This is a genomic window from Dielma fastidiosa (assembly GCF_003475485.1).
Taxonomy (GTDB): Bacteria; Bacillota_I; Bacilli_A; order Erysipelotrichales; family Erysipelotrichaceae; genus Dielma; species Dielma fastidiosa.
This window is the reverse complement of the sequence record NZ_QRQL01000010.1, coordinates 60,717-78,725: the sequence shown is the minus strand read 5'-3', so window position 1 is coordinate 78,725 and position 18,009 is coordinate 60,717. Positions and strand designations below refer to the sequence as shown.

Sequence of the window (18,009 nt, the reverse complement as noted above, 5' to 3'; positions counted from 1 at the left end):
CCTCCTTTGTCAAGGCTGAACCAACAGCCCTTTGATAATTTTATATTAACACTTTTCGATTTAAAATACCATTCAGAGTATTCAAATAAGAAAAAGCGGGCGCTGACCCACTTTGATTAGATAGAATTAATAATCGCTCTTGAAAGCAATGGCACGATTTGATTCTTACGGGAAAGAATATCCTCCTGGAAGCTGTGTTCCTCTCCCTCATGATCCGGGAATGCTTCCTTGACCGCTTTTGCTAACTCACCCGCCGCATAAAACACTGAACCATTTTCAAGAATACTCGTAAATGCCAGAACCAGCAGATCGAGCTCCTTATCTGACGCATACTCATTCATTACTTCTGCTATTTCTTTTTCAATCTCTCTGGCTTCTGAAACCTGATAGGCAATGACCTGAGCGATAGCAACCTTCTTGCCGTCAATATCAAACTGCTTGATGTCTTGATTCAGCAATTCATTGACCGGTTTGCCCATAATATTGCTGCTGACCTTAAACATTTCCTTAGCGAACTGTTCAATATCCAATTCAGCAATTTCCGCCAGAACCTTGGCCATTCCCATATCCTTTTCCGTTGTTGTCGGCGATTTGAACTTCAATGTATCGGATAGGATTGCCCCCAGCAATAAACCGGCCAGCTGCTTAGGTATATTCATCTGGTTTTCCATATAGATGGAAGTAATGATCGCTGCTGTACTGCCGATAATCTCGTTGCGGAAAAAGATCGGCCGGTGGGTAGCGATATCACTGACCCGATGATGATCGATGACTTCAAGCAAATCGGCTTTTTCAATAGATTTAACCGATTGAGAATATTCATTGTGATCAACAAGAATTACCTGCTTATTATGCTGATTTAAAATATGATAACGTGATACATAGCCGCATAAACGATTATCATCATCAACCACTGGATAGCAGCGAAATCTTGACTTCATTAATTTCTTACCGACTTCTTCTACAAATTCATTAATATTGAAGCTGATTAAATCGGTTTTCATAATCAATTTTACCGGCGGTGCAAAGAACAGATAACGTGTTGTATTCATTGTTCCATGTCCGGATTTGATAATTGGACAATGTGATATTTTTGCCATTTCCAATACTTCCTCAGCAACTTCATCCGTCCACACAACAACCAACATCCCCGCGCCTTTCGCAATCGCGGTGATCTGAGCATCCTGATCATTGCCGACAATTACCATACGATCCTTTAATTCATAATTGCGCAGTCTTGTTTCCGCGATGGCAATGATACTTACCTTTCCGTTAAAATGACGGTCTTCATCATCATACAGCACCTGACCGCTGATCGTTTTTGCGATAAATTCAGTCGGTGTTTCTTTCAGCAGACGGATTGATAAGGCGGTATCACCCAAGCCGATATTCGCTAAGTCTGACTTTGTCACCATCCCCATCAGCTTCCCCTGATCGGTTACAACACTCAGTGACTGCTTATTCTGATCGCTCATCATCTGCAATGCTTCCATCATTGTTGTCATCGGTGAAATAGTGATGGGTTCATCAATTTCAATTTCATCAAGCGTCGCTCTGGCGTCCTCAAAAAGCATCGGCGCTTCTACATTAAAGCGATTCAGCAAATATTTTGTCTCTGCATTCATCTCACCTAAACGGCAGGGAACAGCATGAAATCCTTTTCTTTCCTTAAATTGTGCATAGGCAATCGCCGATACGATAGAATCGGTATCTGGGTGGCGGTGGCCTGTGATATAAATTGTTTTTTTATCCATGGAATCTTCCTCTTTATCGTCTTAATTATATCGAAGACTGTGAAAAATGCAATCCTATTAACCAAGGTTTCTTGAAAGCTGTGATTATTTTCTGCCTAAAAGAAAACCGGCCGCGATTGCAGCCGTTCTTTCTATTCTTGATTAAACCATTCATGACCCTGTTTGGCAAGCAAGGCAGCCGCTTCATCAGGCCCCTCACTGCCAGGCTGATACACATGGATTGGCAGAAACTCATTGACAGCCCGCTGTTTCAGCTGATCGACATATTCCCAGCTTGTTTCAATCTGATCCCATTGTGAGAACCACGAAGCATCCCCTAAAGCTACTGCCATTAATAATCGCTCATAGGCTTCAGGCGTGTTAATGCGGTTGATTTCCTGACAGCTTTGACAGAAATCCATGCTGGCGTGAACGATCTCCTCGCTATTTCCCGGTTTTTTAATATTAAAGCGTACATATACCCCTTCAGTTGGCTGTATCTTGATGATCAGAATATTGGGATCAGCAGTTGGCAGCGGCCGTTTAAAAGTAATGATGATTTCCATTTCCCTGCGATCAAGCTTCTTGCCGGTACGAATATAAAAAGGCGTTCCCTGCCAGCGCTCATTATCGATAAACAAACGTAAGGCGGCATAGGTTTCAGTCTTAGAATCAGCGGCTACATCCTTCTCCTTCAAATAACCGTCATATTGTGCGAGAATCAATGTATCTTCCAGCTTTAAGGCGGATGCTTTCCGCAAATGCTTCAGCGCGTCAAGCTGACAGCGATGCATCTCTTCACGGCTGTTATCCCGCATAGGTTCCATCGCTACAATGCTTAGAATCTGAAAGAGATGATTTTGTACCATATCCTTTAATGCTCCGCTTTGATCATAATATGAGCCGCGGGTTTCAACACCGACTTCCTCCATTGCAGAGATTTGAATATTTTCGATATAATCATGATTCCAGATATTCGCAAAGATGGGATTCATGAAACGAATTGTCTGAATATTGCGCACCATTTCTTTGCCGAGATAATGATCTATATGATAAATTTGATCCGGTGCGAAAAAGGCTTCCAGCTGAGCATTTAATTCACGGGCTGAGGCCAGATCCTTGCCGAAAGGCTTCTCAATGACAACCCGGCCCTGCCTTGCGTCAGGCACATGCGTCAAACCTTTGGCAATGAGTTCAAAAAAACGCGGCGCTACGGCAAAGTAAAAGATATGTTCATGCATATTATGCGCTGAATAAAAGGCATGCAGATCTGCATAAGCCGCTTCCTGAGTGAAATCCATCTGATAATAATACAGGTGCTCACAAAACTCTCTGAATGAGTTATCATTATATGGCAGTCTTACAAATTGTCTGATCCAGCCATTTGCGATTTCACAATACTCATCATGCTGATAATTGCGGCGGCCGATAATTACGATTTGAAATGCAATCAGCTGTTTAGAGACAAAAAGATTATATAAAGCCGGCAGCAGCTTACGATAAGTTAAGTCACCGGTACCGCCGAAGATGGTAAATGTATAGCTGTGGTTTTTAGTTAATGCTTCCATTTTTCAAGTCCTCTTTTCTTAATTTTATGATAACGCGGATGCTGCTTATTGAATACTCATATGCCTGACTTTTATGTTTCGATACTTATTATGTGAAGCGATAAGCCGTTTATGATGCTTTACTGGTTAATAAAGCGTGAACTAAGCCCACCGGCAGATAGAAAATCAATGAAAGCAGCAGGGTAATTTCATAGCCCAGCGAGCTGCGGCTGTCAATTCCTTTATGGGTGATTCTTCCCTTTAATGAACCAAAGGCTATGCCGTAAACATTACCTGCCATGATAACATGAATCGCATGCATGATGGCATCCGCTTTGACTTTTCCATATGTCTGATAGATGATGACCTGTGCCTTAGGCGATGGTTTGCCCCGACTGTCCGCATAATGCTGAGCAAACAAAATAGCTGCCGCTTCATCCTCTGGGACATGATGCATAACGCCTGTTAACAGTCCGCTGATTTCTTCACTGCTTAAGCCAGCCTCTAAGGCCATCTGGGTATGCGCATAAGAACACATCGCACAGCCATTAACTTCGGTCACAGCCAGCATAATTCGCTCTTTAAACGCCTGATCCAGCACACCGGCGGATGCTTCCTTTTTCAATTTAGGCATGGCGCGGATTGCGTCCACAAGAATGCCATAGGCTTCCTTTAAATTATAACGCTGCTTTTGTGTCATGATTTCACCGGCTGATCACACAGATCCCTTTCAGCCCATTATAGAAGCGGCATCATAAAAACGTCAAACACAATGCACCAGAAAAGAAAAAGGTACCGTGAAGTACCTTTCATTCATTATTTCTTTAAGACCAGCAGATAACGATGTTCGCTGCCGCGAATGCAGCCATGCTCCGCAAGCTCTTGAGCTAATGTACATAATTGATCAAAATGTGACTCAACCTGAAAGCCGCCAAATTCCCATTCGATAATATGAGCAAAATAGACAAAAGCACCAACATCATAAAATTCAATCGGGGTAAATGCTTCATAGCCCAATTCAATATTGAATGACGCCTGCAACGCAAAGTGCATCGCATTTTGTAAATCAAAAGTCTTAGGATCAGGAAGCTCTTTTACACAGCCAAGCTTTGCGACTAAATCATCATCATTCTTGCCGCCGACCTGCTGTGTAATAAAAGTACCGCCGGGCTTTAATATGCGGTATACTTCCTTAAAATCATAAGCCTCATGACGGTTAATAACAAGATCAAAAGAAGCATCAGGATAAGGAATATGAAGCGGATTTTCAATCTTACGCACCGTAATTCCTAACGGTTCAAGCCGTTCTTTACATAATTGCACATTGGGTTCATAACCCTCTGTGACACTGCATTGTGAATATGGATGATTAAGCGACAGCAGAAACTCGCCGCCGCCGGTTCCCATATCCAATAGCTGATGTTCACAGCTTAAATAGCGGCGCAGTAATTGTTCATAATCCCATGGCAGCTGTTCATCCATCCATCTGCCTCTAATATGTGAAAAATCCCAGCCCTTGAAGCTTGCCTGTTCCTCAGCAAGCCATTGTTTTTTTAATTCAGTAAAATCCATTGGTAACTCCACCTTTCTTATAATTTAAAAGAATCAGTGCAGTTGACACGCCAATGCAAGTTTAGTTATCCGCAAACTCAGCGCAATCTGCCTGGCGGTTTTGAAACTGCACTGAGTTGTTATCTCGTAGAAGGTACATATTGAATCCTCGCTTTATGAATTTATTATAACATAGTCCTAACGATATTTATTCAGTAAATAAAAATTAACCGCCAGTGATAAAATAATGATTATAAGTAAGCTAATCAGCCAGAATGCTTTAAATATTATTAGACCAATCAGACATAAAATCAGTATCAGCAGATTGGTAATTAAATTGATCTGCAGTGTTTTCTTACGCTTTATCTTAGGCATTGATGATAGAACATACTTGTTTTGCTTTTCAATAATTTTCTGAGTTCGCTGCTGAGCGATATTCAGCTGTTCCTTTAGTGGGTTCATGCGATCACCTCCTTTTGAGCTGCCAGTACACCTTTCGCATAGTTCGATAAAAGCACGGCCATTAAACAGGCAAAGAGTACGATCCATGCGGAATGTGAAGCGAAGTATTCAAAACACAGACCATATAATGCCTGACCGGCAGGAATGGCACACATTGTCAGTGTCATTACATAGCTGCTTACTTTACCCAGTAAATGAGTTGGCGTCTGTTCCTGCATGAAGGCCTGCGCTATAACATTAAATACAGCAATGAAGCTCATGCCAGCCAGCAATGACAATACAATCAGCCCATAGGCCAGATAAGCGTTAATCTCGGTTAAGATGCCTAATCCGATAGGAACCATTGCCAGACTGCCCAGCAATAAGTATTTATGTGAGATTTGAATCTTAAGTTTACCGGCATTATTGGCTGCATAGAGGCTGCCAACGATCATCCCGATAGCCAATGAGCTTTCCGCAAAACCATAAAGCTGTGAGCTTAAGCCTAGCTGAATCTTGATAATATAAGGCAAACCGACCTGCAGCATAGCAGTCAGAAACATATTCAAACCGGAAAGCAGGATCAAGAGCTTAAAAATAGCTGGATTATCATGAAGAATAAAACTGATTGCCTCTTTAAAATCTGCCTTTACTGTCCGAAAAATGGAGGCTGCGCGCGGCTGGCGGGTATATGGTATATGCAGAAACAGTTCAAGAATTGACGAACAGAAGAAACAGAAAGCACTGAGCAGGGCGATGACCTGAATCGGAAAGAAGCCATAAAGCAAGCCGCCTAAAATGGGACCTAACAGATTAGCAAGCGCATTGATCTGATAGACCACACTATTGGCAGCTACCAGATTATCCTTATCCGTAATTGAGGGAATGCTGGCTTGGACCGAGGGCTGATAGAAGGATTGAATCAGTGATAACAAAACCATAAATACCGCTATCACCACTACTATATAAGAGCTGCCCAGACTGCAGACAAAAAGCAAAATCAGCAAAGCCGTGGCGAAGTCTAAAATCACCATGATATATTTACGGCTTAGCCGGTCAGAGACCATGCCGCCAATCGGTGATAATAAAATAGTCGGCAGCATGGATATTGCCAGAATACCGGCAAAGATACTGGCAGAACCAGTAAGATCTAAAACATATAAAGAGATCGCAAAGCGTAAAATTGAATTGCCAAAAATAGAAATGATTTGACCGATGACCATCATCGTAAAATCCTTGTGGAATAGTTTTTTATTCATAAAGTCCCTTTCTTTAAATACCGACTGTCGGTATGTATTTGATTAAAATTGAACTGCCCCTATTTAGGCAGTATATTCTTATAATATTCAATCATTGTCTGTTTTACTTCTTCATCGATAACCGGTAAGCCTAGCGTATCCAGTATCTTACCAATAGTTTTAACTTTATAAGCAAATTGTTCTTCACTCATCTCCCAAAACAGCGGGTTTGCCCAGACATTGGCTAATACCATGAAAATCTCAGCTGTCATCTGTACATCCTCTACCTGAGATGAGCCATCCTGTTTGGATTCTTCAATCATTGGAATCAGCATAGGAACACTATGCGTTATGGTATCCTGAATCATTTTCATCATGAAATTTGGTTCAACGGCTAATGGGGCTGTGAAGCGGTCAACCTCCTGCTTCTCAGTGTTGGAGAATTCATTCATCAATACCCAGCGCAGCTTCTGTAAGCCATTTAGTTGCTTCAGCTCATAGACATCCACAAAGCTGTTACGCTTCATAAAGCTGTAAGTAGATACCGCGTCCACCAGTTCTTCCTTTGATTTAAAATGGTGATAAATCGCTCCCTTAGACATGCCGAGTGCATTCACAATATCCTGCATCGTAGTTTTTTCATACCCTTTCTCAGAAAAGAGCTTCAGCGATACTTCCAGGATTTTCTCAACAGTCTGTTCGGGATATTTATTTCGAGCCATATTCCACCTCCGAACCATATACATACCGTTGGTATGTATAGATACTATCATGGTTCTCCTACCCTGTCAACCTTATTTAAATATCTTCTTTTATATCAAAACCTACATCGGTTTCAAATTCTTTGCCAGCCGATCAAGCATCCACTCAAGACGGCGCTTCCTGCCAGCTTCCGTTTTAGCGTCAAAATAGGCTCGGGCATACGTTTTCTTAACAGATTGCGGCATTTTAATAAAATTATGATAAGCCGCTGTATTTTCTTTAAGCTGCTTTGCGACTTCATCAAGCTGTTCATCAGAGATGGGCATTGGCGCATGATCCTGATCCCATTGACCGTTTTGTTTAGCTTCTTCTATCTTTAAAAAACCAAAAGAACTCATCAAACCTTCTTTTATCAATTTCTCACACAACGCTTTATTTTTAGCTGACCATTTGCTGTTTTTACGGCGCAAGGCGAAATATTTTATGTATGAATGTTCATCAAGACTTTTCATCTGTCCGTCAATCCAACCAAAGCATAGTGCTTCTTCCAGCGCTTCACTCGCTTTTAATGTTTTAATCTGCGCTGATTTACCAAACCGCAGCCAGACACCAGCTTCTGAAGAGTGATGCTTTGACAGCCAATCCCTGAATGCCTGCCGTGTTTCAAAGGTTAATATTATCATACCAACGTCTTCTCCATTTTCAATTTTTTTTGACATTCACTGCATTCTTTGTCATGAATTGAAATAATACCACCGCATTTAGGGCATGAATACAGCTGTTTCTGCCACGCCATAAATGCTGATAAACCATTTATTCTCACAAATTCACTATTACTTAAAAGACTTGTCTGATAACGCTGACGATAGCTCCGCTCCAAATTTTTTATCTGCAAACAAGGATATTTTCCACATTCATAGCAATAACTAATACCCCTCTCTCTGACGCAGTCTTTTATTTTACATTTACGGCAATGCTCAGGCTTATTTTGTTCATGATTCAAACAGCCGGCACATGGCTTTTTATGATAACAATGCTTATAACAAACCATGCAATTCATCCCACAGGGCGCAAACATATTTGTATCGATATCCGTATCAGGCATTTTCATAGCAAACTCCTTTCCTCTATCCTCAGTGTATCATAAAGCTTTGCTAAATCAAAAAAATGATTTCCTTCATCAATCAAATCATGCCATTGGACCTTTGATGCTTGAAAACGAAAGTTCCTATAATAATAAAAAGTCCTGATTGGACTTCTTAATTCACATAATAAAGTAATGAACCGCACTGATAACCGTCCCTAAAATCACTGACATAATAACCATTGGAATCGCTGATTTTTTATCTTCCTTCATAACCATAATGATGGTCGGCAAAGCCAGTGCCAATCCGATGATGCCGCCCTTAAGCCACCATGCTATACCATATAAATCGATATTAATGATCACAAAAGGCAAAACAAAATAGAATACAAAAGCAGAACTGATAGAAAATTTATCCAATTTCATTTTGATCATCGGCAGAATATCAATCAGCCCGACAACGATACCCAGCAATGCGGTTAATAAAATTTCTTGAAACATAATTTCCTCCTTATTGTCGATATTTTTCAACCCTACATATAATTAGACAATAAGAAAGCTATATTGTGACAACAAATAATGCTTTTTTAATCAAAACGTTCAATCTTTACCGTTGCAATCGCTGATTGTCCTGCTTCACCGCTGATCAAATCCTGCATCGCCGGCACAAGCATCATGAAACCGTCCTGTCCATAGCGTTTATCATAGCCCCTTGCATATGCTTCCTCAACGAATATATGCTGAACTTGACCGACAACCATAGCAGTAATCTGAGCGCCGCTTAAATCCATTACCTCTTTTAAAGTACATTCCATGTTTAGAAAAGCTTCCTTAATAATTGGTGCATGAATTGTTTCAGCGTGTTCCAAAGTAAAATTCCCAACTTGAAATTCATCAGCTTCATCCTCATTTTGATTAATTGTCGCAATCAGCTGATCATAATAACGGATTGGCAGAAAGTTGATACAAAAGCATTTGTCCCGCATAATATTCGCATAAGTATGCGTTTTTTGATACAAGCCGCCCATCACCGCAAAAAAGGCGGTTCTATCGCCATGAAAACAGCTCCAAGCATGAAAGCAGACATTAGGTTCACCATTTGCTTTCCAAGTAGTGATGGCAAATAAAACTGATGGAATCGCCGATGTTGTTTCAAGATGTGAAAACAAAACAAATTCTTCAGGATATGCAGATTTAAAATATTGTGGAAAAGCCGTGCCAATTTCAATTTTCATTTTGAGTTTCCCTTTCCTGATCAGCGCATAATCAGATAAGCTTTATGACAGCCGTCATGTTTTACCTTATAAATTAATAATAACACAATAATGCCCTTCACATGATTAAATCCGGATCGTGTGACCCGGATTCTCTGGTTAAAGGATATATTCAGCTTAGGAGGCAGTCAGTGTTTGATTTTTCTGATGCATCCAGCCTATGTTTATAGAATGTCTGAACAACCTTATTTAATATTTTCTTCATAGCACTTTTTGAGCGCTTTGCACATTCCCTGCAGCTGCTCATAATGACAGGCAATATTCATGCGCATAAAGCCTTCATTGCCAGGGCCGAATTCTGAGCCTGATGAATAAACAATGCTGTATTTTCTAAGCAATTCCGCAAGCTGATCACAATTCATATGCCAATCATTGAAGTCCAGCCAGAATAAGTAAGAGGCTTCCGGTTTAGTTAAAACAATATCCATGCTGTTTTCTTTAAAGAATTTGACGGCATAATCTTTATTGCGCTGTAAATACTGCTGAAGCTCGCTGATATAATCATCACAAAGATTGAGGCCGGCTGCCATTCCCACCAAGGCTAGATCGATGATTTCAACGCGGGCATTCATCGCGGCTGCCTCATATTGTGCTTTTAAGCGCGGATTAGGGATGACGGTAACTGCGGTTTTTAAGCCGGGGATACTAAATACCTTACCGCTGCTGGTTAAAAGAATGCAGTTATGCTTTGCTTCATCGCTAACGCTTAATATTGACACGTGCTTTCTGCCATCATAATACACATCAGAATGAACCTCATCACTCAACACAAGAACATCATGAGCATTGCATAATTCATACATCCGCTGCATTTCCTCACGCGTATAGCCACGGGATGTCGGATTGCCTGGATTACATATAACCAGCATTTTGACTCTTGGGTTTTCAACCATTGCTTCTAATTGCGAGAAGTTGATCGTCCATTCACCCTTTTTACGATCATACAGCAAACGATTTTCAAAAATCATCCGGCCGTTATTTTTAGGTACGTTATATAAGTGTCCAAAGGTTGGCGTTTGAATGATCACACCGTCACCCGGCGCCGTAAACGCGTCAAGCAAGACCTTATAAACAGCCATTAATGATGTGCCTGGAAATACTTCTTCAGGTTCGATGCCAAGACCATAATGGCGGTTTTGGTAGTTTGCGAAAGCTTCTAAGAAATAGCTTTTATCTGCGCAGTAAGATAAGATACCCTGATCAATTTTGTCATGCAGCGCTTTTTGCACCTCAAATGGCATTTTGAAATCAGTATCCGCCGTACCCATAGGAAAATCAACCCCAAAGCCTTCCCCATCCCACTTCCAAGTATTTGTATTTCTGCGATTCAAAGGCGTATCAAAATTGTTCATCTTTTTCACACTTTCTTTATTGTTTAATACTTATTCAGTTACTTTGGCTTTAACCGGTGTCAGATCGACGAAACGTTTGCCGTTTTTAAAACCGATGCCAAAGATTGACAGTCCGATAGCAGCTGCGGCACAGCCCCAGCTAAATACATTATAAGGCAGTGCGTCAAGTGTTGAAACACCGCTGAGCGCAGCCAGAAAGATTGCCGTATCACACCAAGGAATGCAGGTTAAGAACTGTGTACTTGCGGTTGCGCAGCTTGATACCAGATCCATGCTGTCCATTCCCTCTTTTTCAAATTTTTCAATAAATAAATCTTTTGACATCATGGTTGCTAAAAAGGAGCTTGATGTCATTGCCACTACTAATCCAGAAACAAAGATTGAGGAAGTAACCAGCATTGGGCGGCTCTTTACCTTACCGAAGATTGATACGGCAATAACATCGATAGCCTTTGTTTCAAGTAAGATCGTGCCATACATCGTAGCGACAATAACCAGCAATGCCGCATTGATCATACTCATCGCGCCGCCGCGGTTAACTAGATTTAGGAAAATATCATTAAAGCCATTTTCCGCAATGCCCACGGTACCGGTTAAATTAAAGCCATTATATAACGCGTCCAAGCCATTCACAAAAGAGAAGCCATTGAAAATCATGCCAAAAATCAAACCAATCAGTGAGGTCAAGGTTAAGGTCATCAGGATCGGCTTCTTTTTAAATGTCAGAAAGAAGACAAATACCATCGGCAGGATAACCAACGGATTAACATTAAAAACAGCTGCTATTTCCTGACGGATCAGTGCCGCCGATTCAAGATTGCCGCCAACCGCAGTATTGGCAAAACCAAGAATCGCATAAACAACAGATGCGATAATGATCACCGGTATTGCATAGTGCGCCATTCGTTTAATCATCGTTACTGTATCCACATCTGCCAAACTGGCTGATACATTGGAAGTATCACTCATTGGTGAGAGAATCTGTCCGACATGTGAGCCAGAAGCAACGGCGCCTGCCACAATGGCCATCGGCACTCCCATGCTTTGGGCAATTGAAAGCATAACGACCCCCACCGTGCCGGCTGTACCCCATGATGTTCCGATGATGCATGATACAACCGCGGTTATTATAAAGGACAAAACCACCATTAAGTTTGGTGAAATGATATTGATTAAATAATAAATGATTGTCGGAATGGTGCCGGAATATATCATTGAGGCAACAAACATACCAATTGCTAGGATAATCAAAAAGATTTCTACAACACCGCGCTGACGGTCCAAAATCGGTTTCATAATTTCATCCCAGCTATAACCGCATTTAACAGCAATCGCCATAGACCATACAATCGCAATCACCAGTGCTGGAATGATAGAAATATCTGCCTGAACAGCTAAAATAATCATTCCTAACAAAACTACTATCATCGAAAGTGCTTCCAGCAAACTTGGTCTATTTTTCTCTCTTACTTTCTTTTCTTTTTCCATCTCACTAATCCCTTTCTTCTTGTATATTAACTTTTTCTTTGAATTGATCTGATCATGCCAGCATCTGTACAGCATGTTTCATAGCTATTATTTGTTAAAACACGCTTATTCATCCAACTTCACACAGAACCTTAAAGCCTTCACTGGAATGCTAACCTTTAATTCAGCATAATTGTTCCAAGCAATGACAAGCCTATTGATTTCACTGCTTAGTATAAAGAAATGACGGCCTTGTTAACACCGCCGGTAATTCAATAACAAATCAGCTATCACCTGTAAATATGGGTGACAGCTGATAATTTATCGCATCTTGAAATTATCTCCCATTTAATTCATTTCTGAAATGCTTACCCGTCTTTATTATAGTAATAAATCTTGCTTAGTCAACGATTTAGCATTGAAATAATTTCATGTATATCAACAAATTGCCAGCCCATCGATCCACGGCTTCAATCCTTTTTCATAAATTATTACTTCCTTACTAAATTTGATTATTAAGCACCTGAATCATTAAATGCTGATGAATGCAAAAATCTAAAACGTTGATCATATCCTAAAGAAATTAAAGATTTACCAAAAACGGCTTGATAGCAATGCTGACTGCTGCTGCCTATAATAAAGTCATACAAGGAGGTAAGGGATATGCAATTTGAAGTTCTATATCTAAGCAGTGTATTTTTGGCAGGATTATTCTCCTTTTTCTCACCCTGCATCGTACCGTTATTACCCGTTTATTTTTCCGTTTTTGCTTCGAGTGACGGTTTGATGCTTCAAGATGGTTTACTTCGAAAAAAGCAGATCATGATCAAGAGCTTATTGTTTGTTTTAGGCATATCGGCTTGTTTCATCCTGCTGGGCTTTGGCGCCGGTATCCTCGGTTCTTGGATCAGCAGCCGCTGGTTTCGCACAGCCATGGGTATTATCATCATTCTGTTAGGTCTGCATCAAACGGGTTTGATTCACTTTCCATTGCTCTATCGTGAAAGAAAAATTGAGTTAAAGACAGCAATCAAAAATACTTACTTAAAAACTTTTTTATTAGGCTTGACTTTCAGTTTTGGCTGGACACCTTGTATCGGCCCGATACTAGGCGCTATTCTCAGCTTGTCAGCCGCCGGGGGCAAAGTGACCTACAGTATCTTTTTGATGATGGTTTACGCATTGGGACTGCTGATTCCTTTTTTGATTCTCGCTGTGTTTTCAGATACCTTATTGATTAAACTTAAAATTCTGAACCGGCATCTGGAAACCATTAAGATCATCGGCGGTGTAATTTTAATTTTAATGGGTCTTATCTTTTTAAGCGGGCAGTTTAACCGACTCGCCGCGTTATTTTATTAAGGAGCAAAATTATGAAAAAATATCGATTTATATTAGCACTTACATGCCTTGCCTTAACCGGCTGTCAAAAGGCAGCAGTGATGAATATCACAGAAGATTCAGCATTGTATGATTTGCTTGATCTCAATGAGCAAAAGGTGATGCTGAGTGATCTGCAAGGCAAAAAGGTTTATATCAAATTTTGGGCAACATGGTGTCCGATCTGTCTTGGCGGTTTAGAAGATGTTCAAGCTTTAGCATTAGAAGATCATGATTTCGAAGTCGTAACAATAGTTACGCCAAATGCGAATGGTGAAAAAGATACTGATGCTTTCATTGATTGGTTTCAGGGACTGGGAATGGACCAGCTGCCGGTATTGCTTGATGAAAATGGAAATCTGGCAGAAGCATTAAATGTTCGCGGCTTCCCTACTTCTGCCTTTTTCGATGCCGGCGGAAATTTGATTAAAGTTCAGCCTGGTCATCTGGATAAAGATGCGATTACGTCATTTATGGATTTGATTGAATAGTCAAAAAGGAGGTTATTGTGATGAAAAAGAGTTATACTATTTTTAACCGATTAAGTATTTGCTTACTGCTGATTGTCAGCGGCTGCACGGCAAAAGCTGTTCCGTCTGACATCCAAAGAAATGAAACGATGGAGGAAACAAAAATGAATGTAAAAGAAGAAGATAAGCGAACCATTTATTTAGCCGGCGGCTGTTTTTGGGGAGTTGAAGCCTTTATGAAGCAGCTGCCTGGCATTTATGATACGGAAGTAGGTTATGCGAACGGGATTACGGAAGAGCCGACTTATCAGCAAGTATGTACCGGAACTACCGGACATGCAGAAACCGTTAAAATTTCTTATGATCAATCTAAAATCACAACCGAAGAGGTTTTAAAGGGTTATTTCAAAATCATTGATCCAACCCTTGAAAATCGTCAGGGAAATGATTTTGGCGCCCAATACCGCACCGGGATTTATTATCTTAATGATGACGACAAAATAATCATTGATCAGGTTATTGAAGATCAGCAGACACATTACAGCAAACCAATCGTCACTGAAGTGAAACCATTAGAAAACTATTATCCCGCGGAAGAATATCATCAAGATTATTTGGATAAAAACCCTAATGGCTATTGCCACATTGATTTAAGTAAAGCTGGTAAATTTATCGAAGAGGAACAGCTGAACAGAAAAAATGTTGATTTGGCTTCACAAATCAAGGCAGAAAATTATCCGATTCCTTCAAAAGAGGAATTATTAAAAACATTAACACCTATACAATATGCCGTTACGCAAAATAATGATACCGAAAGACCTTATACTAATGAATATACTGATAACTTTGAAGAAGGTATCTATGTTGATATTGTCAGCGGCGAACCGCTCTTTTCATCAGCCGATAAATTTCAATCAGGCTGCGGATGGCCGAGCTTTACCAAGCCGATCATCGATGAAGTGATTACTGAGCAGCAGGATAATTCCTTTAATATGAATCGAACTGAAGTTAGAAGCCGGGCAGCTGATATTCACCTAGGCCATGTCTTTGATGATGGGCCAAAGGATAAAGGCGGACTGCGTTATTGTATTAATAGCGCGTCAATCCGTTTTATTCCTAAAAAAGATCTAAAAAAAGAAGGCTATGACTATTTGAATGTCCTGTTTAAGTAATTAATGGGTGTAGGAATGAAGCAATTGTCTCCTGCACCCTTTTGCTATACAATGAGAATGAAGGTGATCATAATGTATACACTGCTTGTAGTAGATGATGAAAAAATCATCCGTCAAGGAATTGCCAGATTAATCAACCTAAGACAGATCGGCATTGATACCATCTATGAGGCTGACAATGGCAAAATGGCCCTTGCGCTTATGGCAAAGCATCCGATTGATATAATATTAGCTGATATAAATATGCCGATAATGAATGGACTCGAATTTTCAAAAATAGTAAAACAAAACTATCCCGCATGTAGGATTGCATTGATTACTGGCTACGACTATCTTGACTATGCCATCCAAGCGGTAAAAATCGGTGTAGATGATTACATTCTCAAGCCTGCCTCTAAGGATGATATTCAAGCTTTACTGATGCATATGGCAGAAAATCTTCAGAAAAATAAAAAGGCCCATGAATTAGAGCGGACAGTCGAAAAGCTGCAGGGAGCTTTCAGTCATCAAGGAAGCAAATCAATCAAAGATCAACTGATGGATGTTATCCGTGAAAACCTTGAAAATCAAGACTTTTCCCTGCAGCAGCTCGCTTTTGACATGGGTTATAACATCAGCTATCTAAGTTCAATCTTCAAACAATATTTTGGGATGAGCTTCCGTGATTATCTATTGGAACAGCGATTGGAAAAGGCAAGACTGCTGATGCTGACAACCCAGATGAAAAATTATGAAGTGGCGGAAGTGGTTGGTATTAAAGACGCTAATTATTTCAGCACCTGCTTTAAAAGAAAATATCATGTTACTGTGACTGAATTCAGAAATGGCAGGCTTTTATAATGAAGAAGCTAAAAAAACTGATTCATCGCTTTGATTTCCAAATAAACGCTTTTTATTTTAGTGCCGCGGTACTCATTATTGCTTTGATCAGTATACCAATCTATTATTCAGTTTCCCAGCTGCTGATTAATGAAAGTGTCGTATCTACACAAAATGTATTAGAAATGAGCAGTATGAATATTGAAACCTATATTGATAAAACAAAAGCTGAAGCATCAGTATTTGCTGAAAATCTGGCATTGCAGGCTTATCTGCAAAACCAGACAGATGATTTGTCCGATATAGAAAATTACATTCAGTCTATATTAAATCATGATGATTATATTCGTTCAGTGATCATTGTCGCCAAGGATGGAAGAATCATTTCCAATGAACAAGATATGGGCATGACAACCTCAGCGGATATGATGGAAGAAGATTGGTATAAGAACGCGATTCATAATACGATGCCGATTCTTACGGGTGCAAGAATGCAGTCATTCTCATCCGATATGAATGATATTGTAATCTCAACAAGCACAGAGATTAAAGATGCTGAAGGGAATAATCTTGGTGTGCTTTTAATTGATATGGATTATCATGTGATTGCCCATTATCTGCAGGCTGTTGAAATGGGAGACGGCGGTTATGTGTACATCATCAATCAAAATGGACAGCTTGTTTATCATAAAGATCCTGATTATATAAAAGATCTCTCGAAGCAAAAGGAGCTGCAGGCTCTGCTCTCTAAAGGCAGCTGTTTCGATGAAAAAAACAATCTGCTGATCCATCAGACAAAGATAGACCATACAGATTGGACACTTGTTGGTGTTCTGCCGATGAATACGTTAAGTATCTTAAAGCGTCAGTTAATGGAACATGTAATTTTCATTATTATCATCATTTTCTTAGTGGTGGTTCTGATTGGCCGAACTTTTCTTGGCCGTCTGTCTTCTCCAATGAAAAAGCTGGAAAAGGGTATGCTTGAGATTGAACAGCTCTCTGAAATACAGCTGCCGGATCGAAGTTATTATGAAGTAGAGGCTTTCACGAACAGCTATAATTTAATGATTCGTAAGATTAAGAACTTAATGCGTGAATTAACGGCAAATGAAGAACGCTTAAAAGAAGCAGAAATCAGTGCGCTGATTGCGCAGATTAATCCACATTTTCTATATAACACATTAGATACGATTATATGGATGGCAGAATTCAGGGATTATGAAAAAGTAATCTCATTGACAAAATCATTAGCTGCCTTTTTCCGGCTTTCTTTAGCCAATGGAAAAGAATTGGTTTCATTGAAAGATGAGCTGGAACATGTAAAGCAGTATTTATTGATTCAGCAGGAACGCTATGGGGAAAAACTGACTTTCGCCATTAAAGTAGATAAAGCAATTCAGGATATTCTTATACCTAAAATTACTTTACAGCCAATTGTTGAAAACAGCATTGATCATGGTATTAAAAATTCTGAACGCAGCGGTCACATTGAAATCTGTGCTGAATATACTGATGAAGAAGTCAACCTGTTGGTAAAGGATGATGGTGTTGGCTTTGATCCAGCCATTCTGACAGCAAAGACTAAGGGTGTAGGCATACATAATGTTGAACAGCGCATTAAGTTGTATTATGGAGAAAATTATGGCTTGACAATAAGCAGTAAACCGCAGGCAGGCTGTACAGTAATCATTCATATTCATCGTTTCTTAAAAATGCGATAAAAGAATTAGCAAATGAAAAAACGCACTGACTATAAGATCGGTGCGTTCTTTTATA

At 40.0% G+C, this 18,009-nt stretch carries 18 protein-coding genes; 5 read left to right on the top strand and 13 right to left on the bottom strand.

Annotated features, from left to right (window positions below; translation table 11 throughout):
* Positions 1 to 116: 116 nt before the first annotated feature.
* From DWZ33_RS15740 to DWZ33_RS15680, 13 genes are all read right to left on the bottom strand, one after another.
* On the bottom strand, positions 117 to 1,754 hold the full coding sequence (locus DWZ33_RS15740) for a putative manganese-dependent inorganic diphosphatase (RefSeq protein WP_118455793.1): 1,638 nt from the start codon (positions 1,752 to 1,754) through the stop codon (positions 117 to 119).
* 131 nt (positions 1,755 to 1,885) lie between these two features.
* The gene (zwf, locus tag DWZ33_RS15735; RefSeq protein WP_118455791.1) at positions 1,886 to 3,301 is read right to left on the bottom strand and encodes a glucose-6-phosphate dehydrogenase; all 1,416 of its coding nucleotides are present in this window, start codon (positions 3,299 to 3,301) and stop codon (positions 1,886 to 1,888) included.
* A gap of 109 nt (positions 3,302 to 3,410) precedes the next feature.
* Positions 3,411 to 3,980, bottom strand: coding sequence for a carboxymuconolactone decarboxylase family protein (locus DWZ33_RS15730; RefSeq protein ID WP_118455789.1), 570 nt, complete (start codon positions 3,978 to 3,980; stop codon positions 3,411 to 3,413).
* Positions 3,981 to 4,096: 116 nt separating this feature from the next.
* Entirely contained in the window at positions 4,097 to 4,852 is a 756-nt protein-coding gene (locus DWZ33_RS15725) for a class I SAM-dependent methyltransferase (protein ID WP_118455787.1), read from the bottom strand.
* A gap of 177 nt (positions 4,853 to 5,029) precedes the next feature.
* On the bottom strand, positions 5,030 to 5,293 hold the full coding sequence (locus DWZ33_RS15720) for a hypothetical protein (protein ID WP_118455785.1): 264 nt from the start codon (positions 5,291 to 5,293) through the stop codon (positions 5,030 to 5,032).
* Positions 5,290 to 6,531: an MFS transporter gene (locus DWZ33_RS15715; protein WP_118455783.1), complete on the bottom strand. Its 1,242-nt coding sequence runs from the start codon at positions 6,529 to 6,531 to the stop codon at positions 5,290 to 5,292. The genes DWZ33_RS15720 and DWZ33_RS15715 overlap by 4 nt, the downstream gene beginning before the upstream one ends.
* A 59-nt stretch (positions 6,532 to 6,590) precedes the next feature.
* Positions 6,591 to 7,232 carry a TetR/AcrR family transcriptional regulator gene (locus tag DWZ33_RS15710; protein ID WP_182425774.1) on the bottom strand — a complete coding sequence of 214 codons (642 nt, stop codon included), beginning with the start codon at positions 7,230 to 7,232 and terminating at the stop codon, positions 6,591 to 6,593.
* A 102-nt stretch (positions 7,233 to 7,334) separates the two neighbouring features.
* On the bottom strand, positions 7,335 to 7,931 hold the full coding sequence (locus DWZ33_RS15705) for a YdeI/OmpD-associated family protein (protein WP_244925888.1): 597 nt from the start codon (positions 7,929 to 7,931) through the stop codon (positions 7,335 to 7,337).
* Complete coding sequence (locus DWZ33_RS15700) at positions 7,892 to 8,323, bottom strand: DUF3795 domain-containing protein (RefSeq protein WP_118455778.1); 432 nt, start codon at positions 8,321 to 8,323, stop codon at positions 7,892 to 7,894. Before DWZ33_RS15700 ends, DWZ33_RS15705 begins: the two co-directional genes overlap by 40 nt.
* A gap of 153 nt (positions 8,324 to 8,476) precedes the next feature.
* Positions 8,477 to 8,797: a hypothetical protein gene (locus DWZ33_RS15695; RefSeq protein ID WP_022936399.1), complete on the bottom strand. Its 321-nt coding sequence runs from the start codon at positions 8,795 to 8,797 to the stop codon at positions 8,477 to 8,479.
* Between the two features lie 86 nt (positions 8,798 to 8,883).
* A complete protein-coding gene (locus tag DWZ33_RS15690; protein WP_022936398.1) occupies positions 8,884 to 9,531 on the bottom strand; it encodes a flavin reductase family protein in 648 nt (215 codons plus the stop codon).
* A gap of 224 nt (positions 9,532 to 9,755) precedes the next feature.
* The gene (locus tag DWZ33_RS15685; RefSeq protein ID WP_118455776.1) at positions 9,756 to 10,922 is read right to left on the bottom strand and encodes a MalY/PatB family protein; all 1,167 of its coding nucleotides are present in this window, start codon (positions 10,920 to 10,922) and stop codon (positions 9,756 to 9,758) included.
* A gap of 30 nt (positions 10,923 to 10,952) precedes the next feature.
* Positions 10,953 to 12,485, bottom strand: coding sequence for a Na+/H+ antiporter NhaC family protein (locus tag DWZ33_RS15680; RefSeq protein WP_118455774.1), 1,533 nt, complete (start codon positions 12,483 to 12,485; stop codon positions 10,953 to 10,955).
* 567 nt (positions 12,486 to 13,052) lie between these two features.
* Here DWZ33_RS15680 and DWZ33_RS15675 point away from each other — a divergent pair.
* From DWZ33_RS15675 to DWZ33_RS15655, 5 genes are all read left to right on the top strand, one after another.
* Positions 13,053 to 13,751, top strand: a complete 699-nt coding sequence (locus DWZ33_RS15675; RefSeq protein ID WP_022936395.1) for a cytochrome c biogenesis CcdA family protein — start codon at positions 13,053 to 13,055, stop codon at positions 13,749 to 13,751.
* An 11-nt stretch (positions 13,752 to 13,762) separates the two neighbouring features.
* Positions 13,763 to 14,260: a TlpA family protein disulfide reductase gene (locus DWZ33_RS15670; protein WP_118455772.1), complete on the top strand. Its 498-nt coding sequence runs from the start codon at positions 13,763 to 13,765 to the stop codon at positions 14,258 to 14,260.
* A gap of 20 nt (positions 14,261 to 14,280) precedes the next feature.
* Entirely contained in the window at positions 14,281 to 15,411 is a 1,131-nt protein-coding gene (gene msrB, locus DWZ33_RS18560; RefSeq protein WP_118455770.1) for a peptide-methionine (R)-S-oxide reductase MsrB, read from the top strand.
* A gap of 72 nt (positions 15,412 to 15,483) precedes the next feature.
* Positions 15,484 to 16,251, top strand: a complete 768-nt coding sequence (locus tag DWZ33_RS15660; protein WP_118455768.1) for a response regulator transcription factor — start codon at positions 15,484 to 15,486, stop codon at positions 16,249 to 16,251.
* Positions 16,251 to 17,954, top strand: coding sequence for a sensor histidine kinase (locus DWZ33_RS15655; protein WP_118455766.1), 1,704 nt, complete (start codon positions 16,251 to 16,253; stop codon positions 17,952 to 17,954). The genes DWZ33_RS15660 and DWZ33_RS15655 overlap by 1 nt, the downstream gene beginning before the upstream one ends.
* The last annotated feature ends 55 nt before the right edge of the window (positions 17,955 to 18,009 follow it).

Excerpts from the sequence above, each read along its gene's own strand:
- DWZ33_RS15740 (WP_118455793.1), bottom strand. The coding sequence starts at position 1,754 with ATGGATAAAAAAACAATTTATATCACAGGCCACCGCCACCCAGATACC.
- zwf (WP_118455791.1), bottom strand. The coding sequence starts at position 3,301 with ATGGAAGCATTAACTAAAAACCACAGCTATACATTTACCATCTTCGGC.
- DWZ33_RS15730 (WP_118455789.1), bottom strand. The coding sequence starts at position 3,980 with ATGACACAAAAGCAGCGTTATAATTTAAAGGAAGCCTATGGCATTCTT.
- DWZ33_RS15725 (WP_118455787.1), bottom strand. The coding sequence starts at position 4,852 with ATGGATTTTACTGAATTAAAAAAACAATGGCTTGCTGAGGAACAGGCA.
- DWZ33_RS15720 (WP_118455785.1), bottom strand. The coding sequence starts at position 5,293 with ATGAACCCACTAAAGGAACAGCTGAATATCGCTCAGCAGCGAACTCAG.
- DWZ33_RS15715 (WP_118455783.1), bottom strand. The coding sequence starts at position 6,531 with ATGAATAAAAAACTATTCCACAAGGATTTTACGATGATGGTCATCGGT.
- DWZ33_RS15710 (WP_182425774.1), bottom strand. The coding sequence starts at position 7,232 with ATGGCTCGAAATAAATATCCCGAACAGACTGTTGAGAAAATCCTGGAA.
- DWZ33_RS15705 (WP_244925888.1), bottom strand. The coding sequence starts at position 7,931 with ATGTCAAAAAAAATTGAAAATGGAGAAGACGTTGGTATGATAATATTA.
- DWZ33_RS15700 (WP_118455778.1), bottom strand. The coding sequence starts at position 8,323 with ATGAAAATGCCTGATACGGATATCGATACAAATATGTTTGCGCCCTGT.
- DWZ33_RS15695 (WP_022936399.1), bottom strand. The coding sequence starts at position 8,797 with ATGTTTCAAGAAATTTTATTAACCGCATTGCTGGGTATCGTTGTCGGG.
- DWZ33_RS15690 (WP_022936398.1), bottom strand. The coding sequence starts at position 9,531 with ATGAAAATTGAAATTGGCACGGCTTTTCCACAATATTTTAAATCTGCA.
- DWZ33_RS15685 (WP_118455776.1), bottom strand. The coding sequence starts at position 10,922 with ATGAACAATTTTGATACGCCTTTGAATCGCAGAAATACAAATACTTGG.
- DWZ33_RS15680 (WP_118455774.1), bottom strand. The coding sequence starts at position 12,485 with ATGCTGTACAGATGCTGGCATGATCAGATCAATTCAAAGAAAAAGTTA.
- DWZ33_RS15675 (WP_022936395.1), top strand. The coding sequence starts at position 13,053 with ATGCAATTTGAAGTTCTATATCTAAGCAGTGTATTTTTGGCAGGATTA.
- DWZ33_RS15670 (WP_118455772.1), top strand. The coding sequence starts at position 13,763 with ATGAAAAAATATCGATTTATATTAGCACTTACATGCCTTGCCTTAACC.
- msrB (WP_118455770.1), top strand. The coding sequence starts at position 14,281 with ATGAAAAAGAGTTATACTATTTTTAACCGATTAAGTATTTGCTTACTG.
- DWZ33_RS15660 (WP_118455768.1), top strand. The coding sequence starts at position 15,484 with ATGTATACACTGCTTGTAGTAGATGATGAAAAAATCATCCGTCAAGGA.
- DWZ33_RS15655 (WP_118455766.1), top strand. The coding sequence starts at position 16,251 with ATGAAGAAGCTAAAAAAACTGATTCATCGCTTTGATTTCCAAATAAAC.